Genomic DNA, 22546 nt, shown 5'->3' on the forward strand with positions numbered 1-22546 from the left:
ATCAGCCCAGGTATCCCATCCGGTGGCTGATCTCCTCGGCGCCCTTCAGCAGTACCGGCGAGAGCTCGTGCATGCGCTCCTCGGTCAGCCGGTAGCCGGGACCGGAGGCGCTCAGCGCGGCGATGACGTCGCCGTCCCGGTTGCGGACCGGGGCGGCCATCGCGTGCAGGCCGACCTCCAGTTCCTCCAGGGTGATGGAGTAGCTCCGCTCCCGCGTCTCGGCCAGGTTCTTCTCGAGCTTCGTCTTCGCGGTGATGGTGCGCGGCGTGACCTTCTTCAGGCCGGCCTCGCTCAGCAGCGCCGCGCGCGCCTTGGAGGGCATGTAGGCCAGCAGGATCTTGCCGCTCGACGTGGCGTGCAGGGGAGTCAGCTGGCCCACCCAGTTGTGCGCGGTGATGGCTCCCGGACCGCGCACCTGGTACAGGTTGATCGCGTAGTGCTCCTGCATGACGGCGATGTTGACGGTCTCGCCGAGTTCCTCGGCGAGACGTTCGCAGATCGGGCGGCCCTGCTGGGTGATGTCGATCCGGCCGGTGACCGCGCCGGCCAGACGCACGATGCCGAAACCGAGGCGGTACTTGCCGCGCTCGCCGGCCTGCTCCACCAGTCCGCGCGCCTCCAGGGCGCCGAGCAGGCGGAACGCGGTGGACTTGTGCACGTCGATCTCGGCCGCGACCTCGCTGACGCCCGCTTCGCCACGCTGGGCAAGGATCTCCATGACGCTGATGGCGCGGTCCACCGACTGGACGCCCCCGGCCTGCGAATTCGACGTTTCCGTGTCATGACTGTAGTTGCTCACAGTGAAACTATACGCGTAGTAAACAACGTCCTTGCAAGTAACCGGACCGCAACAAAGACCTTGCAAGTTGCGTTGTTCGCAACCTGGTGCGTATTGCGGGACTGGGTCTAGCATGCCTCGCGTATCGACGGCGCGAGCGAGACGAGGCACCATGGCTCCCCAGCAGTACGACTTCGTCATCGTCGGTGGCGGGTCCGCCGGCAGTGCACTGGCGAACAGACTCTCGGCGGACCCCGCGAACCGCGTGCTGGTCCTGGAGGCGGGCCGGTCGGACTATCCGTGGGACGTCTTCATCCATATGCCCGCGGCGCTGACCTACCCCATCGGCAGCCGGTTCTACGACTGGAAGTACGAGTCCGAGCCGGAGCCCCACATGGGCGGCCGACGCGTCTACCACGCGCGCGGCAAGGTGCTCGGCGGCTCCAGCAGCATCAACGGCATGATCTTCCAGCGCGGCAACCCCATGGACTACGAGCGCTGGGCGGCCGACCCGGGCATGGAGACCTGGGACTACGCCCACTGTCTGCCGTACTTCCGGCGTATGGAGAACTGTCTGGCGGCCGACCCGGACGACGAGTTCCGCGGCCACGACGGCCCCCTCGTCCTCGAACGCGGCCCGGCCACCAATCCCCTCTTCGGCGCCTTCCTCAAGGCCACTCAGGAAGCGGGCTACGCGCCGACCGATGACGTCAACGGCTATCGCCAGGAGGGTTTCGCCAAGTTCGACCGGAACGTCCATCGCGGACGTCGACTCTCCGCCTCGAAGGCGTACCTCAAGCCCGCGATGAAGCGGTCGAACCTCACCGTCCGGACCCGCGCCCTCGTCACCCGCGTCCTGTTCGAGGGCAAGCGCGCCGTCGGCGTCGAGTTCCAGCGCGGCCGGGGAGCGCTCCAGCAGGTCCGTGCCAGGGAGGTCATCCTCTGCGGCGGCGCCATCAACTCCCCCCAGCTGCTGCAACTCTCCGGCGTCGGCAATGCCGGGGAACTGCGCGCCCTCGGCATCGACGTCGTCCACGACCTCCCGGGCGTCGGCGAGAACATGCAGGACCATCTGGAGGTCTACGTCCAGTACGCCTGCAAGCAGCCCGTCTCCATGCAGCCGTACATGGCGAAGTGGCGCGCTCCCTTCATCGGGCTCCAGTGGCTGTTCCGGAAGGGCCCGGCGGCCACCAACCACTTCGAGGCCGGCGGCTTCGCCCGCAGCAACGAGGACGTCGACTACCCCAACCTGATGTTCCACTTCCTGCCGGTCGCGGTCCGCTACGACGGCTCCTCACCGGCCGGCGGCCATGGCTACCAGGTGCACGTGGGGCCGATGTACTCCGACGCGATCGGCTCGGTGAAGATCAAGAGCAAGGACCCGCGCGAGCACCCGGCATTGCGCTTCAACTACCTCTCCACCGAGCAGGACCGCCGCGAATGGGTCGAGGCGATCCGCGTGGCCCGCCGGCTCCTCAACCAGCCCGCGCTCGCCCCCTACAACGGCGGGGAGGTCTCGCCCGGCCCCGAGGTGGACACGGACGAGGAGATCCTCGCCTGGGTGGCGAAGGAGGGGGAGACCGCGCTGCATCCGTCCTGCACCTGCAAGATGGGCACCGACGAGATGGCCGTCGTCGACCCGGCCGACATGCGGGTGCACGGGCTGGACGGCCTGCGGGTGGTGGACGCCTCCGTCATGCCCTATGTCACCAACGGCAACATCTACGCGCCCGTGATGATGATCGCCGAGAAGGCGGCCGATCTGATCCTGGGCAAGGAACCGCAGGCGCCGTCGAAGGCCGTGTACTACCGCCACCGCGACGTCCAGAAGCAGGCGGAGTAGGCGTTGGGCGCCGCAGGACTCCGGGCGCTGCTGGACAGCGTCCGCTATGAGGTGCTGCCCGCGAAGTCGACCGAGGACAAGGTCCTCGCCCATGTCCCGCGCGACGTCGTCGTCACGGTGACGGCGTCGCCGGTCAAGGGCCTGGAGCCGACCCTCGATCTCGCCACCCGCCTCGCGGGGCACGGCTACCGGGTCGTCCCGCATGTGCCGGCGCGGCTGCTGCGGGACGACCTGCACCTGAAGGAGGTGACGGGCCGGCTGTGCGAGGCGGGCGTGGACGACGTCTTCGTCCCGGCCGGCGACGCCGACCCGCCCGCCGGGGTGTACGACGGGGCGCTGCCCGTGCTGCGCAGGCTGACCGAGCTGGGCAGCCCCTTCGCGCACATCGGCGTCACCGGCTATCCCGAGAGCCACCCCCGCATCCACGACGACGTCACCGTCCAGGCGATGTGGGACAAGCGCGAGCACGCCACGTACCTCGTGAGCAACCTCTGCTTCGACCCGCGGGTGCTGGGGGAGTGGATCGCTCGTATACGACGCCGGGGCATCACCCTGCCGGTCCATGTGGGCGTCGCGGGGCCCGTGCAGCGGGCGAAGCTGCTGGCGATGGCCACGAAGATCGGGGTGGGGGAGTCGACGCGCTTCCTGGCGAAGCACGCCTCGTGGTTCGTGCGTCTCGCGGCCCCTGGGGGCTACGCCCCCGAGAAGCTGCTGGGCCGCGCCGAGGAAGCTCTCACGGATCCCGAGGCGGGGGTGGCCGGGCTGCATCTGTTCACGTTCAACCAGATCGCCGAGACGGAGCGGTGGCGCCGTGCGCTGCTGGACCGGCTCGGCGGCTGAACGCGAAGAGGCGGGACCGGAACCCCGGTCCCGCCCCGCCGCCGTGCGGTTCAGCGGAAGACCACCGTGCGGTTGCCGTCCACCATCACCCGGCTCTCGCTGTGCCACTTCACCGCGTGCGCGAGCACCTGCGCCTCCACGTCCCGCCCGACCGTGACCAGCTCTCCTGGGTCGAGGGAGTGATCGACCCTGACCACGTCCTGTTCGATGATCTGGCCCTCGTCCAGGTCCGGCGTCACATAGTGCGCCGTCGCCCCGACGAGCTTCACTCCGCGCTGGTAGGCCTGCTCGTACGGGCGGGCTCCCTTGAAACTGGGGAGGAAGGAGTGGTGGATGTTGATCGCGCGGCCCTCCAGCTGCTTGCACAGGTCGTCGGAGAGGATCTGCATGTAGCGGGCGAGCACCACCAGGTCGACGTCCAGCTCGCTCACGAGCTCGAGGAGCCGTGCCTCGGCTTCCGGCTTGCTGTCCTTGGTCACCGGGATGTGGTGGAAGGGGATGCCGTAGGTGTCCGCCAGCTTCTCGAAGTCACGGTGGTTGGAGACGATCGCGGGGATCTCGATGTTGAGGGCGCCGGTACGCCGGCGGAAGAGCAGGTCGTTGAGGCAGTGGCCGAACCTGGACACCATGATCAGCGTGCGGGTCGGGGTGGCCGCCTCGCTCAGGGTCCAGGAGATGCCGTAGGCCTGGGCCACGGGACCGAAACGGTAACGCAGTTGTTCCAGACGGGTGTTGGGGTCGGAAACGTCGAAGTGGACGCGCATGAAGAAGCGGCCCTGAAGTCGGTCGTCGAACTGCTGGCTTTCCAGGATGTTGCCGGAGTTCCTGACGAGAAAGCCGCTCACGGCGTGAACCAGTCCGGCGCTGTCCGGACAGGAGAGGGTGAGGACGTACTCACGGCCAGGTTGCGGGCGAGGGGACATGGGCGGGCCTCCGCTGGTGCGCATTGCACAACATGGTGAGCGATACGCAACATGGTCGGCTCGGTGTCGCCCGGGGTCAAGGGCGGGCGGGAAATGCGGGGCATGGTGAAATCGTCATCGGCCGTCCTCTTGACGTCTGTCCGGACATTCGCCAGGGTGTTCCACCACAAGCAATCGGGTGCACGATGCGCAACGAATTTCTGTGGAAAGGCTCGGCGCGTGGCAGACCTGTACGTGGATGGCGAATGGCGGGACCCGGTGGCCGGTGGACACCGGGACATCCGGTGTCCCGCTGACGGCGCGCTCGTGGCGACCGTCGCGGAAGCGACCCGCCCCGACACCGAGGCCGCGATCACCGCGGCCCGCCGAGCCTTCGACGAGGGCCCCTGGCCGGGCACCTCCGAGCGGGAGCGCGGCACGCTGCTGCTGCGCACCGCCGGGATCATCGAGCGCGACGCCAAGGAGTTCGCCCGCGCCGAGTCCCTGGACACCGGCAAGCGGCTGGTGGAGAGCGAGTACGACATCGCCGACGTCGTCTCCTGCTTCCGCTACTACGGTGGCCTCGGGGGCACCGACGCCGGCCGGGTGATCGACACCGGCCGCGACGACGCCGTCAGCCGCGTCGGGTACGAGCCGGTCGGTGTGTGCGGGCTGATCACGCCCTGGAACTACCCCCTGCTGCAAGCAAGTTGGAAGGTGGCCCCGGCGCTCCTGGCCGGCAACACGATCGTCCTGAAACCGAGTGAACTCACCCCCTCCACCTCGATCCTGCTGATGAAGGCACTGGAGGAGGCCGGACTCCCGGCCGGCGCCGCCAACCTCGTCCTGGGCGCCGGCCCCGAGGCGGGCGCACCACTCTCCGAGCACCCGGCCGTGGACATGGTCTCCTTCACCGGTGGTCTGGAGACCGGCAAGCGGATCATGGCCACCGCCGCCGCGACCGTGAAGAAGGTCGCCCTGGAGCTCGGCGGCAAGAACCCCAACGTCGTCTTCGCCGACGCCGACTTCGAGACGGCCGTGGACTTCGCCCTCACGGCCGTCTTCCTGCACTCGGGACAGGTCTGCTCGGCGGGCGCGCGGCTGATCGTCGAGGACTCCCTCCACGACCGCTTCGTCGACGAGGTCGTTCGCCGCGCCCGGCGGATCCGTCTCGGCGGGCCCTTCGACCCCCGGGCGGAGACCGGAGCGCTGATCTCCGCACAGCACCGGGAGAAGGTCGAGGCATACGTCGCCGCGGGCCTCGCCGAGGGAGCCGTACTGCGCTGCGGCGGTGCACGGCCCGACGATCCCGCGCTGGCAGACGGCCACTACTACCTGCCCACCGTGCTCGACGAGTGCCGGCAGGACATGCGGGTGGTGCACGAGGAGTCCTTCGGGCCCGTGCTCACCGTGGAGCGTTTCACCGACGAGGACGACGCCGTACGCATCGCCAACGACACCGAGTACGGACTCGCCGGAGCCGTGTGGACGCAGGACGCGGGCAAGGCTCAGCGGGTCGCGCGGCGGCTGCGCCACGGCACGGTGTGGATCAACGACTACCACCCCTATGTGCCGCAAGCGGAATGGGGTGGCTTCGGGCATTCGGGAGTGGGCCGGGAGCTGGGACCGACCGGCCTGAACGAGTACCGAGAGCCCAAACACATCTGGCAGAACATCCAACCCCGGCCGCAGCACTGGTTCCGCGGCTGAACGCCGAAAGAAGGTCGAACGTGACCACACAGACCGAGGTGCCGCAGCGGCGCGGCACGCCCCAGGACTCGGGCTCCACCCCGGTCATATCCGTGCGCAGGCTGTGGAAGGTGTTCGGGCCGAAGGCCGACCAGGTCCCGGACTCCGAGGAGTTGTGCGGGCTCACCCGTCGCGAGCTCATGGACCGCACCGGATGCACCGCCGCCGTGCGCGACGTCCACTTCGACGTCTCGCCCGGCGAGGTCTTCGTCGTCATGGGCCTGTCCGGCTCCGGCAAGTCCACTCTGGTGCGATGTCTCACCCGGCTGATCGAGCCCACCGCGGGCGAGATCGTCTTCGAGGGCGAGGACATCCGCCAGGCGGACCCGGGCCGCCTGCGCGACCTGCGGCGCCGCAAGTTCTCCATGGTCTTCCAGCACTTCGGTCTGCTGCCCCACCGCCGCGTCGTCGACAACGTGGCGTTCGGGCTGGAGATCCGGGGCATGAGCAGGGCCGAGCGCACCAGGAGGGCCCAGGAGGTCGTCGAACTGGTCGGCCTCGCGGGCTACGAGAACTCCTACCCCGACCAGCTCTCCGGCGGCATGCAGCAACGCGTGGGCCTCGCCCGGGCATTGGCCGGCGACCCCGACGTGCTGTTCTTCGACGAACCGTTCTCCGCGCTCGACCCGCTGATCCGCCGCGACATGCAGAACGAGGTCATCCGCCTGCACCACGAGGTCGGCAAGACCATGGTGTTCATCACCCACGACCTCTCCGAGGCCCTCAAGCTGGGCGACCGCATCCTCATCATGCGCGACGGCAAGATGGTCCAGTGCGGCACCGGCGACGAACTCGTCGGTGCGCCGGCGGACGACTACGTCCGCGAGTTCGTCAAGGACGTGCCGCGCGGCGATGTGCTGACCCTGCGCTGGATCATGCGTCCGCCGGCCGACGGCGACGCCCTGGACGGTCCCGAGCTGGGCCCGGACGTCGTGGTGAAGGAGGCCACGCGGGCGGTGCTCGCGGCCGACAGGCCGGTCAAGGTCGTCGAGAACGGCAAACTCCTCGGCATCGTCGGCGACGAGGAGATTCTCGCCGTGGTCGCCGGGCAGGAAGGCGGCGTGTGATGACCGTCGCCGTGGAGAAGACGGAGAAGCCGCAGAGACCGGAAGAGTCCCGGGACGCGGCGCAGACCGCTTCCGTCCAGCGCGTGCGCAAGGTCAGCCGGTCCATGGTCGTGGCCGCGATCCTCGTCGTCTGGCTGGTGCTCTTCGCCGTACTGCGCGGCAAGCAGACCCTCGCCCTGGGGGCGGCGGACCTGACCGATCTGCACCGGTGGTTCAACGACGTCAACGACTCGATCGGCGCCAACCGCAACTCCAACCCGCTCTTCCTGTACTTCTTCAACGAGATCCGCCTGGTCATCGACTCCCTGGTGACCTTCGTACAGGAGCTGATCTCGCAGCCGTCCGCCGACCGTCCCCTCCCGCAGATCGGCTGGCTCGGTGTCGTCGGCATCGCCGGCTATGTCTCCTGGGCCGTGGGCAACTGGCGGGTCGCGCTCCTCGCGGTGGCCGGTTTCACCTTCCTCGGCCTTCAGGGCCTGTGGCAGGAGAGCATGGACACCCTGGCGCTGACCGTCTCCGCGGTGTTCGTGGCGCTGCTGTTCGCGATCCCGCTGGGCGTGTGGGCGGGGCTGTCGGACCGGTTCAACCGGGTCGTGACGCCCTTCCTGGACCTCATGCAGACCATGCCGACCTTCGTCTACCTGGCACCGCTGACCCTGTTCTTCCAGATCGGCCCGGCCTCCGCCACCATCGCCACCCTGATCTACGCGGCGCCGCCGACGATCCGCATCACCGCGCACGCCATCCGCTCCGTGCCGCAGACCACGGTCGAGGCGGCCGACTCGCTGGGTGCCACGCGACGGCAGTCCCTCATGAAGGTCCTGCTGCCGATGTCGAAGCGGACCGTGGTGATGGGTGTGAACCAGACGATCATGGCCGCCCTGGCCATGGTGACCATCGCGGCCCTGATCGACGCGCCCGGCCTCGGCAAGACCGTCGTCCAGGCCCTCCAGTCGCTCGACGTCGGCACCGCCTTCAACGCCGGTCTCGCGATCGTCGTCATGGCCATCGTGCTCGACCGCGTCGCCACCGCGGCGAGCGGCCGCGAGGAGGCGGCCCGGCGCTCGAAGAACCGGCTCCTGACCTGGCGCCGCCCCCTGCTCGGTGCGGGCGGGGCCCTCGCCGCGGTCCTCGTCTACCTCTCCCACACCTATGTGTGGGCGGCCGAGTTCCCCGGCGATGCAGGTGTGGGCAGCGCCATCTCCAGCGGGGCGGACAGCGTGACCACCTGGGCGCAGGACAACCTGTCCGGCCTCACCAACGCCTTCCGCGACGCCATCACCAACGGCCTGCTCAACCCGTTCCAGACGCTGCTCACCGACTCCCCGTGGTGGCTCGTCGGCGCCGCCCTGATCGGGCTCGGCGTCGTCCTCGGAGGATGGCGGGCCGGCCTCACCACGGCCGTGTGCGTGAGCCTGCTGGTCGGCACCGGGGTGTGGTCGGACAGCATGACGACGCTGGCGTCGACCGTCGTCGCCACGGTGCTCGTGCTGGTGCTCGGCATCGTCTTCGGCGTGTGGATGGGACGCAGCGCGCTCGTGGACCGGCTGCTGCGGCCGAGCCTGGACGCGGCGCAGGTCATGCCGCCGTTCGTCTATCTCGTGCCGTTCCTCGCGCTGTTCGGCGCGACACGCTTCACGGCGATCGTCGCCGCGGTCGTCTACGCGGCTCCCGTCGCCATGAAGATCATCGCGGACGGGGTACGGAACGTGCCCGCCACCACCGTGGAGGCGGCCACCTCGGCCGGGTGCAACACCTGGCAGATCATCACCAAGGTCCAGCTGCCGATGGCACGTGGCGCTCTGACCCTGGCCACCAACCAGGGTCTGATCTACGTGCTGTCGATGGTTGTGGTGGGCGGCCTGGTGGGGGCAGGCGCCCTCGGCTACGACGTCGTGGCCGGCTTCTCGCAGGGACAGCTGTACGGGAAGGGGCTCGCCGCGGGGCTCGCCATCGTCCTTCTCGGAGTCATGTTCGACCGGATCACTCAGGCAGCGGCGCGACGTGCCGGCGCGTAAGGAGCAACTGACCATGGCAAGGCAAGCAAGACAGTGGAGAGTCGGCGTGGCCGGCATGGCGGTCCTCGGCCTCACCCTCACCGCCTGCGGCGGTGCGAAGGTCGGTGACAGCACCTCGGAGGCCGGCGGCTCGGGCAGCTCCGGCAAGTGCGGCGCCTTCAACCTCGCGGTCAACCCGTGGGTGGGCTACGAGGCCAACGCGGCGGTCATCGCGTACGTCGCGGAGAACGACCTCGGCTGCAAGGTCACCAAGAAGGACCTGAAGGAAGAGATCGCCTGGCAGGGCTTCGGGACCGGCGAGGTCGACGCGGTCGTCGAGAACTGGGGTCACGACGACCTGAAGAAGAAGTACATCACCGACCAGAAGACCGCCGTCGACGCCGGTCCGACCGGCAACGAAGGACTCATCGGCTGGTACGTCCCGCCGTGGCTGGCCAAGGCGCACCCGGACATCCTCGACTGGAACAACCTCGACAAGTACGCGGCCGAGTTCAAGACGTCCGAGTCCGGCGGCAAGGGCCAGCTCCTCGACGGCGACCCGTCGTTCGTCACCAACGACGAAGCCCTGGTGAAGAACCTCAAGCTGGACTACAAGGTCGTGTACGCGGGCAGCGAGACCGCACTCATCCAGGCCTTCCGCAAGGCGGAGAAGGACAAGGAATGGGTGATCGGCTACTTCTACGAGCCACAGTGGTTCATGTCCGAGGTGCCGCTCAAGAAGGTCAAGCTGCCGGAGTACAAGGCGGGCTGCGACGCCGACGCGGAGAAGGTGAACTGCGACTACCCCGTGTACAAGCTGGACAAGATAGTCAGCGCGAAGTTCGCCAAGTCGGGCAGCCCGGCCTATGACCTGGTGAAGAACTTCACCTGGAGCAACGAGGACCAGAACGCCGTGGCCAAGTACATCGCGGTGGACAGGATGACCCCCGAGGCGGCGGCCAAGAAGTGGGTCGACGCCAACCGCGACAAGGTGGAGGCCTGGATCAAGTAGACCCCTCACGGATGCCCGGTGGGCGGTGTGCGCAGACGTGCACCGCCCACCGGGCATTCCTGTTTTTCCAGGCCGTTCCGCGGGGTCCGCGGACCTCTTGACACCCACCTGCACGACAGGCACATTGAGTTGCGCAACCTGAGTCACGTTGCGTACAAAGCAACTCAACGGGAGGTGCGGCGATGGCGGGACCGCGTGTGGTCATCATCGGGGCGGGGGTCGTCGGAGCGGCGCTCGCGGACGAGATCTCGGCGCGGGGCTGGACCGAGGTGACCGTGGTCGACCAGGGGCCGCTCCCGGCCACCGGAGGCTCGACCTCGCACGCGCCCGGCCTGGTCTTCCAGACGAACTCCTCGAAGACCATGACGGAACTGGCCCGCTACACCGTCGAGAAGTTCTGCTCCCTCGACGTCGACGGCAAGCCCTGCTTCCTCCAGGTCGGCGGGCTGGAGGTGGCGACCACGCCGGAGCGCCTCGCCGAACTGCACCGCCGGCACGGCTGGATCACCGCCTGGGGCATCGAGTCCCGGATCCTGACCGCCGACGAGTGCGTCGAGAAGCACCCGCTGGTCAACCGTGACAAGGTCCTCGGCGGCCTCCTCGTCCCGACCGACGGCCTCGCCAAGGCGGTCCTCGCCGTCGAGGCACAGATCCGCCGGGCCACCGAGCGCGGCGTACGCTTCCTCGCCCGCCACGAGGTCCTCGACGTCCTACGGGCCGACGGCGAGGTGACCGGGGTCCGCACCGACCAGGGCGATCTGGAAGCCGACATCGTGGTGTGCTGCGCCGGCATCTGGGGTCCGAAGATCGCCCGCATGGTCGGCATGAACCTCCCGCTGACCCCGTTGGCCCACCAGCTCGCCTGGACCGGCCCCGTCCCGGCCCTGGCCGGCCAGACGGAGGAGGCGGTCCGGCCGATCCTGCGCCACCAGGACGCCGACCTCTACTACCGCGACCGCTTCGACGGCCTCGGCATCGGCTACTACGGCCACCGCCCCATGCCGATCTCCGCCGACGACATCCTCTCCGTGGACGAGGCCGACGAGATGCCGTCGATCCTGAAGTTCACCGAGGAGGACTTCGAGCCGGCCTGGGCCGCGACCCAGTCCCTGCTCCCCGCGACGCAGGAGGCCAAGGTCGAGGAGGGCATCAACGGCCTGTTCTCCTTCACCACCGACAACTTCCCGCTGCTCGGCGAGTCCCCGGACGTCAAGGGCTTCTGGGTCGCCGAGGCCGTCTGGGTCACGCACTCCGCGGGCGTGGGCCGGGCCATGGCCGAATGGCTGGTCGACGGACACTGCTCGTCCTTCGACCTGCACGAGTGCGACGTCAACCGTTTCGAGCCGCACCAGCTGGCCCCGGAGTACGTCCTGGCCCGCGACTGCCAGAACTTCGTCGAGGTCTACGACATCCTTCACCCCCTCCAGCCGTCCGGGGACCCGCGCCCGATCCGCACCAGCCCCTTCCACGCCCGCCAGCAGGAGCACGGCGCCTTCTTCCTGGAGGCGAGCGGCTGGGAGCGCCCGCAGTGGTACGAGGCCAACGCCCGCCTGCTCGAAGGCCGTTCCATCCCCACCCCGAACGACTGGGCCGCCCGGTTCTGGTCGCCCGTCGTCGGCGCCGAGGCGCAGGTCACCCGCGAGACCGTGGCGATGTACGACATGACGGCCCTCAAGCGCCTGGAGGTGAGCGGCCTCGGGGCCGCCGACTTCCTGGAGCGTCTGTGCACCGGCAAGGTCGCCAAGTCCGTCGGCTCGGTCACGTACACCCTGCTCCTGGACCACGACGGAGGCATCCGCAGCGACATCACCGTCGCCCGCCTGGCCCGCGACGTCTTCCAGGTCGGCGCCAACGGCAATCTGGACCTCGACTGGTTCACCCGCCACCTCCCCGCCGACGGCACGGTCCAGGTCCGCGACATCACCCCCGGCACCTGCTGCATCGGCCTGTGGGGCCCGCTGGCCCGCAAGGTCCTCCAGCCCCTGACGGACGAGGACTTCTCCAAGGACGGCCTCAAGTACTTCCGCGCCAAGCGCGCCTACATCGGCAGCGTCCCGGTCACGGCGATGCGGCTGTCCTACGTCGGCGAGCTCGGCTGGGAGCTGTACACCACCGCCGACCAGGGCCAGAAACTGTGGGACATCCTCTGGCAGGCGGCGGGGCCCCTCGGCGGAGTCATCGCCGGCCGCGGCGCCTTCAACAGCCTCCGTCTGGAAAAGGGGTACCGCTCCTTCGGCACCGACATGACCTACGAGCACGACCCCTACGAGGCCGGCGTCGGCTTCGCCGTCAAGCTCGACAAGGAGGACTTCATCGGCAAGGCCGCGCTGTTGCTCCGCAAGGAGAACGTGCGGCGCAGGCTGACCTGCCTCACCATCGACGACCCGCAGTCGGTCGTCCTGGGCAAGGAGCCGGTGTACGACGGCGACCGTGCGGTCGGCTATGTCACCAGCGCCGCGTACGGCTACACGATCGGCAAGGGCATCGCGTACGCGTGGCTCCCCGCCGAGCTCGCCGCTCCCGGCACGACCGTGCGGATCGGCTACTTCGACCAGCGCGTCGAGGCGGTCGTGGCCGAGGAGCCGCTGTTCGACCCCACGATGTCCCGCCTCCGTGGCTGAGCGGCTGCGAGGAAGGGGCCGCGACATGGCGTCGTCCGTGTGCGGCTACGTCGTGGCTGGTCGCGCCCACGCCGCGGAGCCGCACATCGGATACAGCCCCGCGCCCCCAGGGCGTTCGCCCAGCCCTGTTGGAAGGAGCCCCCTGTGACCGCGCAACTCCTCGACGGCAAAGCGACCGCCGCTGACATCCGTCGCGAACTCACCGAGCGAGCGTCCAAGTTGACCGCCCTCACCGGCCGCCCGCCCGGCCTCGGCACCGTTCTCGTCGGCGACGACCCCGGCAGCCGTGCCTACGTCGCCGGGAAGCACCGCGACTGCGCCCAGGTCGGCATCGCCTCCATCCGCCGGGACCTGCCCGCCGACGCCTCCCAGCAGCAGGTCGAGGAGACGATCGACGAACTCAACGCCGACCCGGCCTGCACCGGCTACATCGTCCAACTGCCGCTCCCGCGCCACCTGGACACGGGCGCCGTACTGGAACGCATGGACCCGGCCAAGGACGCCGACGGACTGCACCCCGTCAACCTCGGCCGACTCGTACTCGGCGAAGAGGCGCCGCTGCCCTGCACCCCGCGCGGCATCGTCGAACTCCTGCGGCGCTACGAGGTCCCCCTGGCCGGGGCGCGAGTGTGCGTGATCGGCCGGGGCATCACGGTCGGCCGCCCCATCGGCCTGCTGCTGACCCGGCGCTCCGAGAACGCCACCGTCACCCTCTGCCACACCGGTACCAAGGGCCTGGCCTGGCACGTACGCGAGGCGGACATCGTCATCGCCGCCGCCGGCTCACCCGCACTGATCACCCCCGACATGCTCCGCCCGGGCGCGGCCGTCCTGGACGTGGGCATCACCCGCACCGAAAGCGGCCTGGTCGGCGACATCCACCCGGACGTCGCCCAGGTCGCCGGCCGGCTCGCGCCGATGCCCGGCGGGGTGGGCCCCATGACGCGGGCGATGCTCCTCGCGAACGTCGTCGAGGCCGCTGAGAGGAACGCGAACACCGTATGAACCAGTCCCTGTCGCGCCACGCGGACGGAGCCGTCCGATGAGCCCCCGCACCCCCGGCGCCGCACTCCCCGACCACCCCGACTGGCTGTGGCGTACGCCGGAGCCGAAGCGTTCGTACGACGTGATCGTCGTCGGAGGTGGCGGCCACGGCCTGGCCACCGCCCACTACCTGGCGAAGAACCACGGCATCACGAACGTCGCCGTGCTGGAGAAGGGCTGGCTCGGGGGCGGGAACATGGCCCGCAACACCACGATCATCCGCTCCAACTACCTCTGGGACGAGAGCGCCGGCATCTACGAGCACGCCCTCAAGCTCTGGGAGGGCCTGGCGGAGGAGCTCGACTACCCGATCCTCTTCTCCCAGCGAGGCGTGCTGAACCTCGCCCACAGCCTCCAGGACGTCCGCGACAGCGTGCGCCGAGTGGAGGCGAACCGCCTCAACGGCGTGGACGCGGAGTGGCTCGACGCGGACGGTGTCAAGGAAGTCTGCCCGATCGTCAACATCTCCGAGGACGTGCGCTACCCGGTCCTGGGCGCCACCTACCAGCCGCGCGCGGGCATCGCCAAGCACGACCACGTGGCGTGGGGCCTGGCCCGCTCGGCGGACGCGGCGGGTGTCGACATCATCCAGAACTGCGAGGTCACGGGCCTGGACGTGGTCGGTGGTCGGGTGGTCGGAGTCCAGACGAACCTGGGCCCCATCGCGGCCGGCAAGGTGGCGCTCTGCTCGGCGGGCCACACCTCGGTCCTCGCCGCCATGGCGGGTATCGAACTCCCGGTGCAGAGCCACCCGTTGCAGGCGCTGGTCTCGGAACTCCTTGAACCGATCCACCCCACGGTCGTCATGTCCAACGCCGTCCATGTGTACGTCAGCCAGGCCCACAAGGGCGAGCTGGTCATGGGCGCGGGCATCGACTCGTACAACTCCTACACCCAGCGTGGCGCCTTCCACATCATCGAGGACCAGATGGCGGCGGCCCTGGAGCTCTTCCCGGTCTTCGCCCGCGCCCACGTGCTGCGTACCTGGGGCGGCATCGTCGACGTCAGCCCCGACGCCTCACCGATCATCGGACTCAGCCCGGTCGACAACCTCTACCTCAACTGCGGCTGGGGCACCGGCGGCTTCAAGGCCACCCCCGGCGTCGGCTGGGTCTACGCCCACACCATCGCCCACGACACCCCTCACCCTCTCAACGCCCCCTTCTCGCTCGACCGTTTCACCACCGGCGCGCTCGTCGACGAGCACGGCGCTGCCGCGGTGGCCCACTAGGGAGCCGAACCCATGCTGCTCATCCCCTGCCCGTGGTGCGGGCCCCGTGACGAGGCCGAGTTCCACTACGGCGGCCAGGCCCACGTTCCCTACCCGGAGGACCCGGCGTCCCTCTCCGACCAGGAGTGGGCCCGCTACCTCTTCTTCCGCGACAACACCAAGGGCCCCTTCGCCGAGCGCTGGAGCCACGCGGCGGGCTGCCGCCGCTGGTTCAACGCGGTACGGGACACCTCGACGAACGAGATCCTGACGGTGTACAGGACGGGAGAGGAACGCCCGGCAACGCTTGAGCCGAGGCAGGCTGTCTCAGCCCGTCCGGCGTTTGAGGACGAGGCCGTTCAGGCCGAAGCGGGGTCTGGGGGCGCAGCCCCCAGCGGGGTGGAAGGGGCGGAGCCCCTTGAGGAGGGGACGGGTAGGGGCGGCGGGGGCGAGGCAACCCAGCCGTTCCGCCACGCGACCCGCGGCCGAATCGACCGCGACACCCCCCTCACCTTCACCTTCGACGGCACCGAATACCGAGGCTTCCGAGGCGACACCCTCGCCTCCGCCCTCCTCGCGAACGGCGTCATCCAGACCGGCACCAGCATCAAGCTCGGCCGCCCCCGAGGCATCTTCTCCGCCGGCGTCGAAGAGCCCAACGCGGTCATCCAGATCGAGGAGCCCTTCCCGGAACCCATGCTCCCCGCGACGACCGTCGAACTCTACGACGGCCTGGTCGCGACCGGCCTCCCCGGCCAGGGCCGCCTTGCCACCACCCCGGACCCCGCCCGCTACGACGCTCTGCACGCCCACTGCGACCTGCTGATCGTCGGCGCAGGCCCGGCCGGCCTCGCGGCAGCGGCGGCCGCAGCGAGAAGCGGCGCCCGCGTCATCCTCGCCGACGACCAGCCGGAACCCGGCGGCAGCCTCCTTGGCACGGCCGAACACCTCGACTGGGTGCAGGAGATCACCAGTCAGCTCCAAGCCGCCCCCGAGGTCCGCGTCCTGCCCCGCACAACCGTCTTCGGCTACTACGACGACAACCACCTGCTCGCCGTCGAACGCCGCACCAACCACCTCGGCGCCGCGGCCCCCGAGAACGTCTCCCGTGAACGCGTCTGGCGCATCCGAGCCCACCGCGTCGTCCTCGCCACCGGCGCCCACGAGCGTTCCCTGGCCTTCGCGGACAACGACCGACCCGGAGTGATGCTGGCCGCCTCGGCCCGCACCTACGTCAACCGCCACGGCGTCCTGCCCGGCCGTCACGCGGTCGTCTTCACCACCAACGACAGCGCCTACGCGGCAGCGCTGGACCTCACCGCGGCCGGCCTGGCCGTCACGGCGATCGTCGACACGCGCCCCGAACCGGGGGAGTGGGCCGAGCGTGCGAGGGCGGCCGGCATCGAAGTCCTCTCCGGCCACGCCGTCACCGGCACGGAGGGCGCCCCGCGCCTCACCGCCGTGACCGTCGCCCCTTACGGGGAGTCCACGGGACGACGGGAGTTCGCCGCCGACCTGCTGCTGGTCTCCGGCGGCTGGAATCCGGTGGCGCACCTGTTCAGCCAGTCGGGCGGCAAGCTCCGCCACGACGACACGCTGGGCTCCTTCGTCCCCGACACCACCCGTCAGGCGGTCGAGGTCGTCGGCAGCGCGAGCGGTGCCCTCGATGCGGCCACCGTCCTGGCACAGGGCGCGGCCGCCGGTGCCCGCGCCGTCGAGGCCGAGGGCTACACGCCCGAGGCACCGCGGCTGCCCGAGGTGCCCGCGCAGCCGCGGCGGACGCCGCCGATGCACGTGTACGTCGTGCCGGGCACCTCGGGCGGCTCCGCGTTCGTCGACCTCCAGCGTGACGTCACCGTCGACGACCTGGCCCGCGCGACCGGCGCCGGTCTGCGCTCGGTCGAGCACACCAAGCGCTACACCACGGCCGGCACCGCCAACGACCAGGGCAAGACCTCCGGGGTCCTGGCCAGCGGCATCGTCGCCGAACTGCTCGGCGTGGACATCTCGGCGCTCGGCACGACCACGTTCCGCCCGCCGTACACCCCGGTCTCCTTCGCCGCCCTCGCGGGCCGCGACCGAGGCACGCTGAGCGACCCGGTCCGCACGACCGCCATCCACGAGTGGCATGTCGCGCACGGCGCCCTGTTCGAGAACGTCGGCCAGTGGAAGCGCCCCTGGTACTACCCGCAGGACGGCGAGGACATGGAGGCCGCCGTACTGCGCGAGTGCCGGGCGACCCGCGAGAGCGTCGGCTTCATGGACGCCTCCACCCTCGGCAAGATCGACGTCCAGGGCCCGGACGCCGGCGTCTTCCTCGACCGGCTCTACACCAACATGATGAGCACCCTGAAGGTCGGCATGATCCGCTACGGCGTCATGTGCCGCCCGGACGGCATGGTCTTCGACGACGGCACGGTCATCCGCGTCGCCCCGGAGCGCTTCCTGGTCACCACGACGACGGGCAACGCCGCCGCCGTTCTCGACTGGATGGAGGAGTGGCACCAGACCGAGTGGCCCGAGCTGAAGGTCCACTGCACCTCCGTGACCGAGCAGTGGGCCACGGTCGCCCTGGTCGGTCCCAAGTCCCGCGAGGTCCTCGCCTCGCTCGCGCCCCAACTGGCCGTAGCCAACGAGGACTTCCCGTTCATGGCCTGGCGGGAGACGACCGTCGCCGGCATCGAGGCCCGGGTCTGCCGGATCAGTTTCTCCGGCGAACTCGCCTACGAGATCAACGTGTCACCGTGGCGGGCCCTCGCCCTGTGGGGGGCGGTGTACGAGGCCGGCGCCCTGTACGGCATCACCCCGTACGGCACGGAGACCATGCACGTCCTGCGCGCCGAGAAGGGCTACCCGATCATCGGCCAGGACACCGACGGCACGGTCACGCCCCAGGACCTCGGCATGAGCTGGGTGGTGTCGAAGAAGAAGCCGGACTTCATCGGCAAACGCTCCCACGCCCGTGCCGACACCGTCCGCCCCGACCGCAAGCACCTGGTCGGCCTTCTCCCCGACGACCCGGGCACCCTCCTCCCGGAGGGCACCCACCTGGTCGCCGACGGTGTGCTGCCGGCCCCGCCGGTCCCCATGCTCGGCCACGTCACCTCCAGCTACCGCAGCGCGGCCCTCGGCCGGACGTTCGCGCTCGCCCTGATCAAGGGCGGCCGGGACCGTATCGGCGAGCGGCTCTACGCCCCCATCGGCGGCCAACTGGTACCGGTGACCGTCGCCGGCCCTGTCCTCTACGACCCCGAGGGAGCCCGCCGCGATGGCTGAGACCGCGCTTAACGCACCGCTCCGCAGCCCCCTGTCGCACGTCGCGGATCGCCTGACCGCCGCGACGCGCGCATCCGGGGGTGCGATCCGGCTGGCCGAAATGCCCTTCCTGGCCCAGCTGAACGTACGGCTCGACGCCAAGGGGGCGGCGGCCGAGGCCGTCGGGCTGGCCCTGGACCTCCAACTGCCCCTCCAGCCGAACACCTGCGTACGCGCGGGGGAGTCGACCGTGCTGTGGCTCGGTCCTGACGAGTGGCTCCTGGTGGGACCGCCGGGGACCGAACGGGATCTGGAGAGCCGGATCCGGGAGGCCGCGGGTGACGAGCCGGTCTCGGTCACCGACGTCTCCGCCCAGCGCACCACGCTCCTCGTCACGGGCCCGCACGCCCGTGACCTGCTGGCCCACGGCTGTTCGCTGGACCTGCATCCGCGGGTCTTCGGCCCCGGACGCTGCGCCCAGACGACACTGGGCCGCACCCAGGTCGTCCTGGTCGCCCGCGACGATGCCAGGGCCGGGTTCTGGGTGCTGGTCCGTTCGTCGTTCGCCGGCTATCTGGCGGACTGGTTGCTCGACGCGGCGACCGAGTACGTCTGAGAAGGGCCGGCGGGCCTGTCCGGTCGCCCCTGTGGGAGCTCGTCGAGGGGCTCCCACAGGGCTTCGTGCACCGAGCCCTTCCCCGGACTCCGCCCGGGGGTGGGCCACTTCGCTCAGCCCAGAGAGGCCATGCGGCGGCTGATCTCGTCGGCGCCGGCGATCAGCACGGGTGCGATCTCGTGGATGTGCTCCTCGGTGAAGCGGTAGGTGGGGCCGGAGGCGCTGAGCGCGGCGACGACCTCGCCGTCGCGCGACCGGATCGGCGCCGCGACGGCGTGCAGTCCGATCTCGAGTTCCTCCAGCGCCACCGCGTATCCGCGCTCCCGTGCCTCGGCGAGGTTCTTCTCCAGCCTCGTCCTGGTCGTCAGCGTGTGCGGTGTCAGCTTCCGCATCTCCGAGTCGGCGAGCACGCTTGCTCGCTCCTGCTCCGTCAGATGGGCCAGCAGGACCTTGCCGCTCGACGTGGCGTACACCGGGGTGAGTTGGCCGACCCAGTTGTGCGTGCCGACCGCGCCCGGGCCGCGCACCTGGTAGAGGTTGACGGCGAAGTGCTCCTGGAGGACCGCGATGTTGACGGTCTCGCCGATCTCCTCGCTGAGGCGCTCGCACACCGGACGGCCCTGCTGGGTGATGTCGAGACGGTCCGTGACCGCGCCTGCCAGGCGAACGAGCCCGAAGCCGAGCCGGTACTTGCCCCGTTCGGCCGTCTGCTCGACCAGACCGCGCGCCTCCAGCGCCCCGAGCAGACGGAACGCGGTCGACTTGTGCACGTCGATCTCGGCCGCGACCTCGCTGACGCCCGCCTCGCCGCGCTGGGCGAGGATCTCCAGGACGCTGACGGCACGGTCCACGGACTGAACCCCGTTCACCGCGGGAGCGGTTGTTGCGCTCTCTGCCGTGTAGTTGTTCATAGCGCAACTATCGCATGGGGCATCAAGGGTTTCGCAAGGGGCCGTGGAGGCCAGGGGCGGGGCGGCGCCCGGCCGCCGCATGGTCGCACGGCCCGTCCCGTCAGCGGAAGACCGCTGTGCAGTTCCCGTTCGCCAGTGCACGGCTCGCGCTGTGCCCCTCGACGGAGCGGGCGAGGACCTGTGCCTCGACGTCACGGTCGATGGTGACCAGTTCGTCGAGGTCGCGCGAGTGGTCCACGCGGACGACGTCCTGCTCGGTGATCGGGCCAGAGGGGCTCCCGCCCGCAGGGGTTGCGAATCGCGCAACCCCGAGCGGCATCTGAAATTGATGTACGACCGGTCCCTTGACAGCGCCCGCACCGCGCGGAAAGCATGTTGCGTATAACGATCGTCGTTGTGCCATGTGAGACAACCTCGTCTGGAGTCACAACCTCGTCTGGAGTCGGCATGAGGAGCATCACCGTCGTCGGAGCGTCGCTGGCAGGACTGAGCACGGTCCGTGCGTTGCGCGCGGAGGGCTATGACGGTGAGATCGTCGTGGTGGGGGACGAGCGCCACGCTCCCTACGACCGTCCCCCGCTGTCCAAGGGCTTCCTCAAGGGGGACGTCGACGCGGCCGCGCTCGCGCTGGGCGACGCGGACGAGTACGAGGTCCTGGACGTCCAGTGGCTGCTCGGTGAGCGAGCGGTCCGGCTCGACCCCGTGGCCCGCACCGTCGCCCTGAGCGGCGGACGGCATGTGCGCACCGACGGAGTCGTCGTCGCGACCGGCGCCGGTCCTCGCATGCTCCCCGGCATGGACGGACTGGCCGGCGTCCACACCCTGCGCACCCTGGACGACGCCCAGGCCCTGCGCGCCGAACTGCTCGACGGCCTGCCCCGGGTCGTCGTCATCGGCGCCGGCTTCATCGGCGCCGAGGTGGCGTCCACCGCCCGTCGGCTCGGGCTCCATGTCACCGTCGTCGAGGCGCTCGACGTACCGCTGGAGCGCCAACTCGGGCGCGAGATGGGGCTCGTGTGCTCCTCGCTCCACAGCGATCACGGGGTTCGCCTGCTGTGCGGAACCGGCGTGGCGGAACTCGTCGGCGAGGGCCGGGTCACGGGCGTACGCCTGGCGGACGGACGTCTGCTGCCCGCCGACGTCGTCGTGGTCGGGGTGGGCGTCCGGCCCCACACCGACTGGCTCGCCGGTTCCGGCGTGCAGGTGGACGACGGTGTGGTGTGCGACGCCGGATGCTCGACCGGTCTCCCGGGGGTGGTCGCCGTCGGTGATGTCGCCCGCTGCCCCAACCCGTTCACCGGACGGCACGCCCGCATCGAGCACTGGAGCAACGCCACCGAGCAGGCGAGGGCGGCCGCCCGCACACTGCTGACCGGCGTGTCGGCCCCCGCGCCGCTCACCGCGCCGTACTTCTGGTCCGACCAGTACCGAGTGCGCATCCAGGTCGCCGGGCACGTCGCCCCCGGCGCCGAGCCCGAGGTCGTCGAGGGCGATGTCGACAGCCGCACCTTCACGGCCGTCTACCGGCGTGAGGGCACCCCTGTCGCCGTGCTCTCCCTCAACCAGCCGAAGTTCTTCAACCGGCTCCGCCGCACCCTCGTCCCCGCCGCAGCGGCCACCGTCTCATGAGCGCCCCGCCTCAACTCCCCCCGCAGCCCAGGCGGGAGACCGCCCTGAGCATCCCGCGGCATCTGCGTTACACCTGGGACCACGAGTGGCTGATCGTCGACGAGGGCAACGCGACCGTCGGCATAACCGCCTTCGCGGCGCAGGCCCTCGGCGACGTCGTCCACCTCCGGCTGCCCGAAGTCGGTACCTGGGTCGAGGCGGGGGAGAGCTGCGGCGCGATCGAGTCCCGGACAGCCGTCAGCGGCCTGTACGCCCCCGCGTCGGGCCGTGTCCTCGAAGTCAACACCGCGCTGACCGACGACCCCGGCGTCGTCAACGCCGCCCCCTACACCGGCGGCTGGCTGTTCCGGCTACGGGTCGAGAACATCGCCGGCGCGCTGTCCGCCGATGCCTACGCCGCCCACTGTGTACACACCCGAGGAGACCGCCGATGACCCTGTTCAACCAGCCCCTGCACGCGCTCGACCCGGAAGTGGCCGCCGCGGTCGACGCCGAGCTGGAGCGCCAGCAGTCGACCCTGGAGATGATCGCCTCCGAGAACTTCGCGCCCGTCGCCGTGTTGGAGGCGCAGGGTTCGGTCCTGACCAACAAGTACGCCGAGGGCTACCCGGGCCGCCGCTATTACGGGGGCTGCGAGCACGTCGACGTCGCCGAGCAGATCGCCATCGACCGGGTCAAGGAGCTGTTCGGCGCCGAGTATGCGAATGTGCAACCCCACTCCGGCGCCTCCGCGAACCAGGCCGCCCTGTTCGCGCTGGCCCAGCCCGGCGACACCATCCTCGGCCTGGACCTGGCCCACGGCGGCCACCTCACCCACGGGATGAAGATCAATTTCTCGGGCAAGCAGTTCAAGGTGGTTCCGTACCACGTGGACTCCGCCACCGGTCTGGTCGACATGGCGGAGCTGGAGCGGCTGGCGAAGGAGCACCGGCCGAAGGTGATCATCGCCGGCTGGTCGGCGTACCCGCGGCAGTTGGACTTCGCCGAGTTCCGGCGGATCGCCGACGAGGTCGAGGCGTACCTGTGGGTCGACATGGCCCACTTCGCCGGTCTGGTCGCGGCGGGCCTGCAC

At 70.1% G+C, this 22546-nt stretch carries 18 protein-coding genes; 14 read left to right on the forward strand and 4 right to left on the reverse strand.

Translation table 11 applies throughout. The annotated features are described in order from the left end of the window. Nucleotide 1: 1 nt before the first annotated feature. Nucleotides 2–799 (reverse strand): IclR family transcriptional regulator, encoded by a 798-nt coding sequence (locus tag KUM44_RS13795; RefSeq protein WP_217208110.1) that lies wholly within the window; start codon nt 797–799, stop codon nt 2–4. A gap of 151 nt (nt 800–950) precedes the next feature. Here KUM44_RS13795 and betA point away from each other — a divergent pair, with 151 nt between their 5' ends. Both betA and KUM44_RS13805 read left to right on the forward strand, forming a co-directional pair. Next, complete coding sequence (gene betA / locus KUM44_RS13800; RefSeq protein WP_217208111.1) at nt 951–2621, forward strand: choline dehydrogenase; 1671 nt, start codon at nt 951–953, stop codon at nt 2619–2621. A 3-nt stretch (nt 2622–2624) separates the two neighbouring features. Beyond that, nucleotides 2625–3461 carry a methylenetetrahydrofolate reductase gene (locus tag KUM44_RS13805; protein ID WP_217208112.1) on the forward strand — a complete coding sequence of 279 codons (837 nt, stop codon included), beginning with the start codon at nt 2625–2627 and terminating at the stop codon, nt 3459–3461. 50 nt (nt 3462–3511) lie between these two features. Here the strand turns inward: KUM44_RS13805 and purU are convergent, their stop codons facing one another. Continuing rightward, nucleotides 3512–4384 carry a formyltetrahydrofolate deformylase gene (gene purU, locus KUM44_RS13810; RefSeq protein WP_217208113.1) on the reverse strand — a complete coding sequence of 291 codons (873 nt, stop codon included), beginning with the start codon at nt 4382–4384 and terminating at the stop codon, nt 3512–3514. 219 nt (nt 4385–4603) lie between these two features. On the opposite strand from purU, the gene KUM44_RS13815 reads away from it, so the two are divergent. The 9 genes from KUM44_RS13815 (at nt 4604) to KUM44_RS13855 (ending at nt 18934) form a co-directional block, all read left to right on the forward strand. Beyond that, nucleotides 4604–6073 (forward strand): aldehyde dehydrogenase family protein, encoded by a 1470-nt coding sequence (locus tag KUM44_RS13815; protein ID WP_217208114.1) that lies wholly within the window; start codon nt 4604–4606, stop codon nt 6071–6073. A 20-nt stretch (nt 6074–6093) separates the two neighbouring features. Further along, the gene (locus KUM44_RS13820; protein WP_217208115.1) at nt 6094–7179 is read left to right on the forward strand and encodes a glycine betaine/L-proline ABC transporter ATP-binding protein; all 1086 of its coding nucleotides are present in this window, start codon (nt 6094–6096) and stop codon (nt 7177–7179) included. Then, nucleotides 7179–9197 carry a proline/glycine betaine ABC transporter permease gene (locus KUM44_RS13825; RefSeq protein ID WP_217208116.1) on the forward strand — a complete coding sequence of 673 codons (2019 nt, stop codon included), beginning with the start codon at nt 7179–7181 and terminating at the stop codon, nt 9195–9197. Before KUM44_RS13820 ends, KUM44_RS13825 begins: the two co-directional genes overlap by 1 nt. A 13-nt stretch (nt 9198–9210) precedes the next feature. Beyond that, the gene (locus KUM44_RS13830; protein ID WP_217208117.1) at nt 9211–10188 is read left to right on the forward strand and encodes an ABC transporter substrate-binding protein; all 978 of its coding nucleotides are present in this window, start codon (nt 9211–9213) and stop codon (nt 10186–10188) included. A 182-nt stretch (nt 10189–10370) separates the two neighbouring features. Further along, on the forward strand, nt 10371–12809 hold the full coding sequence (locus tag KUM44_RS13835; RefSeq protein WP_217208118.1) for an FAD-dependent oxidoreductase: 2439 nt from the start codon (nt 10371–10373) through the stop codon (nt 12807–12809). A gap of 144 nt (nt 12810–12953) precedes the next feature. Further along, nucleotides 12954–13814, forward strand: a complete 861-nt coding sequence (locus KUM44_RS13840; RefSeq protein ID WP_217208119.1) for a bifunctional methylenetetrahydrofolate dehydrogenase/methenyltetrahydrofolate cyclohydrolase — start codon at nt 12954–12956, stop codon at nt 13812–13814. A gap of 37 nt (nt 13815–13851) precedes the next feature. After that, the gene (locus KUM44_RS13845; protein ID WP_217208120.1) at nt 13852–15084 is read left to right on the forward strand and encodes a sarcosine oxidase subunit beta family protein; all 1233 of its coding nucleotides are present in this window, start codon (nt 13852–13854) and stop codon (nt 15082–15084) included. A gap of 12 nt (nt 15085–15096) precedes the next feature. Then, nucleotides 15097–18339: a sarcosine oxidase subunit alpha family protein gene (locus tag KUM44_RS13850; RefSeq protein ID WP_217208121.1), complete on the forward strand. Its 3243-nt coding sequence runs from the start codon at nt 15097–15099 to the stop codon at nt 18337–18339. Then, the gene (locus KUM44_RS13855) at nt 18332–18934 is read left to right on the forward strand and encodes a sarcosine oxidase subunit gamma (RefSeq protein WP_217208122.1); all 603 of its coding nucleotides are present in this window, start codon (nt 18332–18334) and stop codon (nt 18932–18934) included. The genes KUM44_RS13850 and KUM44_RS13855 overlap by 8 nt, the downstream gene beginning before the upstream one ends. A 113-nt stretch (nt 18935–19047) precedes the next feature. On the opposite strand, the gene KUM44_RS13860 is transcribed toward KUM44_RS13855, so the two are convergent. After that, on the reverse strand, nt 19048–19845 hold the full coding sequence (locus KUM44_RS13860; protein WP_217208123.1) for an IclR family transcriptional regulator: 798 nt from the start codon (nt 19843–19845) through the stop codon (nt 19048–19050). A gap of 100 nt (nt 19846–19945) precedes the next feature. Further along, complete coding sequence (locus KUM44_RS13865; protein WP_374202033.1) at nt 19946–20083, reverse strand: hypothetical protein; 138 nt, start codon at nt 20081–20083, stop codon at nt 19946–19948. A 209-nt stretch (nt 20084–20292) separates the two neighbouring features. On the opposite strand from KUM44_RS13865, the gene KUM44_RS13870 reads away from it, so the two are divergent. The 3 genes from KUM44_RS13870 to KUM44_RS13880 all read left to right on the forward strand — a co-directional run. Next, on the forward strand, nt 20293–21474 hold the full coding sequence (locus tag KUM44_RS13870; RefSeq protein WP_217208124.1) for an NAD(P)/FAD-dependent oxidoreductase: 1182 nt from the start codon (nt 20293–20295) through the stop codon (nt 21472–21474). Continuing rightward, the gene (gene gcvH / locus KUM44_RS13875; RefSeq protein ID WP_254389430.1) at nt 21471–21908 is read left to right on the forward strand and encodes a glycine cleavage system protein GcvH; all 438 of its coding nucleotides are present in this window, start codon (nt 21471–21473) and stop codon (nt 21906–21908) included. The genes KUM44_RS13870 and gcvH overlap by 4 nt, the downstream gene beginning before the upstream one ends. Beyond that, nucleotides 21905–22546: aminotransferase class I/II-fold pyridoxal phosphate-dependent enzyme (locus tag KUM44_RS13880; protein ID WP_217208125.1), on the forward strand; the 642-nt coding region annotated here is incomplete at its 3' end. The genes gcvH and KUM44_RS13880, both read left to right, overlap by 4 nt.

Origin of the sequence: Streptomyces sp. AC550_RSS872 (assembly GCF_019049285.1) — a bacterium.
Lineage (GTDB): Bacteria > Actinomycetota > Actinomycetes > Streptomycetales > Streptomycetaceae > Streptomyces.

Bases quoted from the DNA above. Each gene is read 5' to 3' on its own strand.
- betA (WP_217208111.1), top strand. From the start codon at position 951: ATGGCTCCCCAGCAGTACGACTTCGTCATCGTCGGTGGCGGGTCCGCC.
- purU (WP_217208113.1), bottom strand. From the start codon at position 4,384: ATGTCCCCTCGCCCGCAACCTGGCCGTGAGTACGTCCTCACCCTCTCC.
- KUM44_RS13825 (WP_217208116.1), top strand. From the start codon at position 7,179: ATGACCGTCGCCGTGGAGAAGACGGAGAAGCCGCAGAGACCGGAAGAG.
- KUM44_RS13830 (WP_217208117.1), top strand. From the start codon at position 9,211: ATGGCAAGGCAAGCAAGACAGTGGAGAGTCGGCGTGGCCGGCATGGCG.
- KUM44_RS13835 (WP_217208118.1), top strand. From the start codon at position 10,371: ATGGCGGGACCGCGTGTGGTCATCATCGGGGCGGGGGTCGTCGGAGCG.
- KUM44_RS13845 (WP_217208120.1), top strand. From the start codon at position 13,852: ATGAGCCCCCGCACCCCCGGCGCCGCACTCCCCGACCACCCCGACTGG.
- KUM44_RS13850 (WP_217208121.1), top strand. From the start codon at position 15,097: ATGCTGCTCATCCCCTGCCCGTGGTGCGGGCCCCGTGACGAGGCCGAG.
- KUM44_RS13855 (WP_217208122.1), top strand. From the start codon at position 18,332: ATGGCTGAGACCGCGCTTAACGCACCGCTCCGCAGCCCCCTGTCGCAC.
- KUM44_RS13860 (WP_217208123.1), bottom strand. From the start codon at position 19,845: ATGAACAACTACACGGCAGAGAGCGCAACAACCGCTCCCGCGGTGAAC.
- KUM44_RS13870 (WP_217208124.1), top strand. From the start codon at position 20,293: ATGAGGAGCATCACCGTCGTCGGAGCGTCGCTGGCAGGACTGAGCACG.
- gcvH (WP_254389430.1), top strand. From the start codon at position 21,471: ATGAGCGCCCCGCCTCAACTCCCCCCGCAGCCCAGGCGGGAGACCGCC.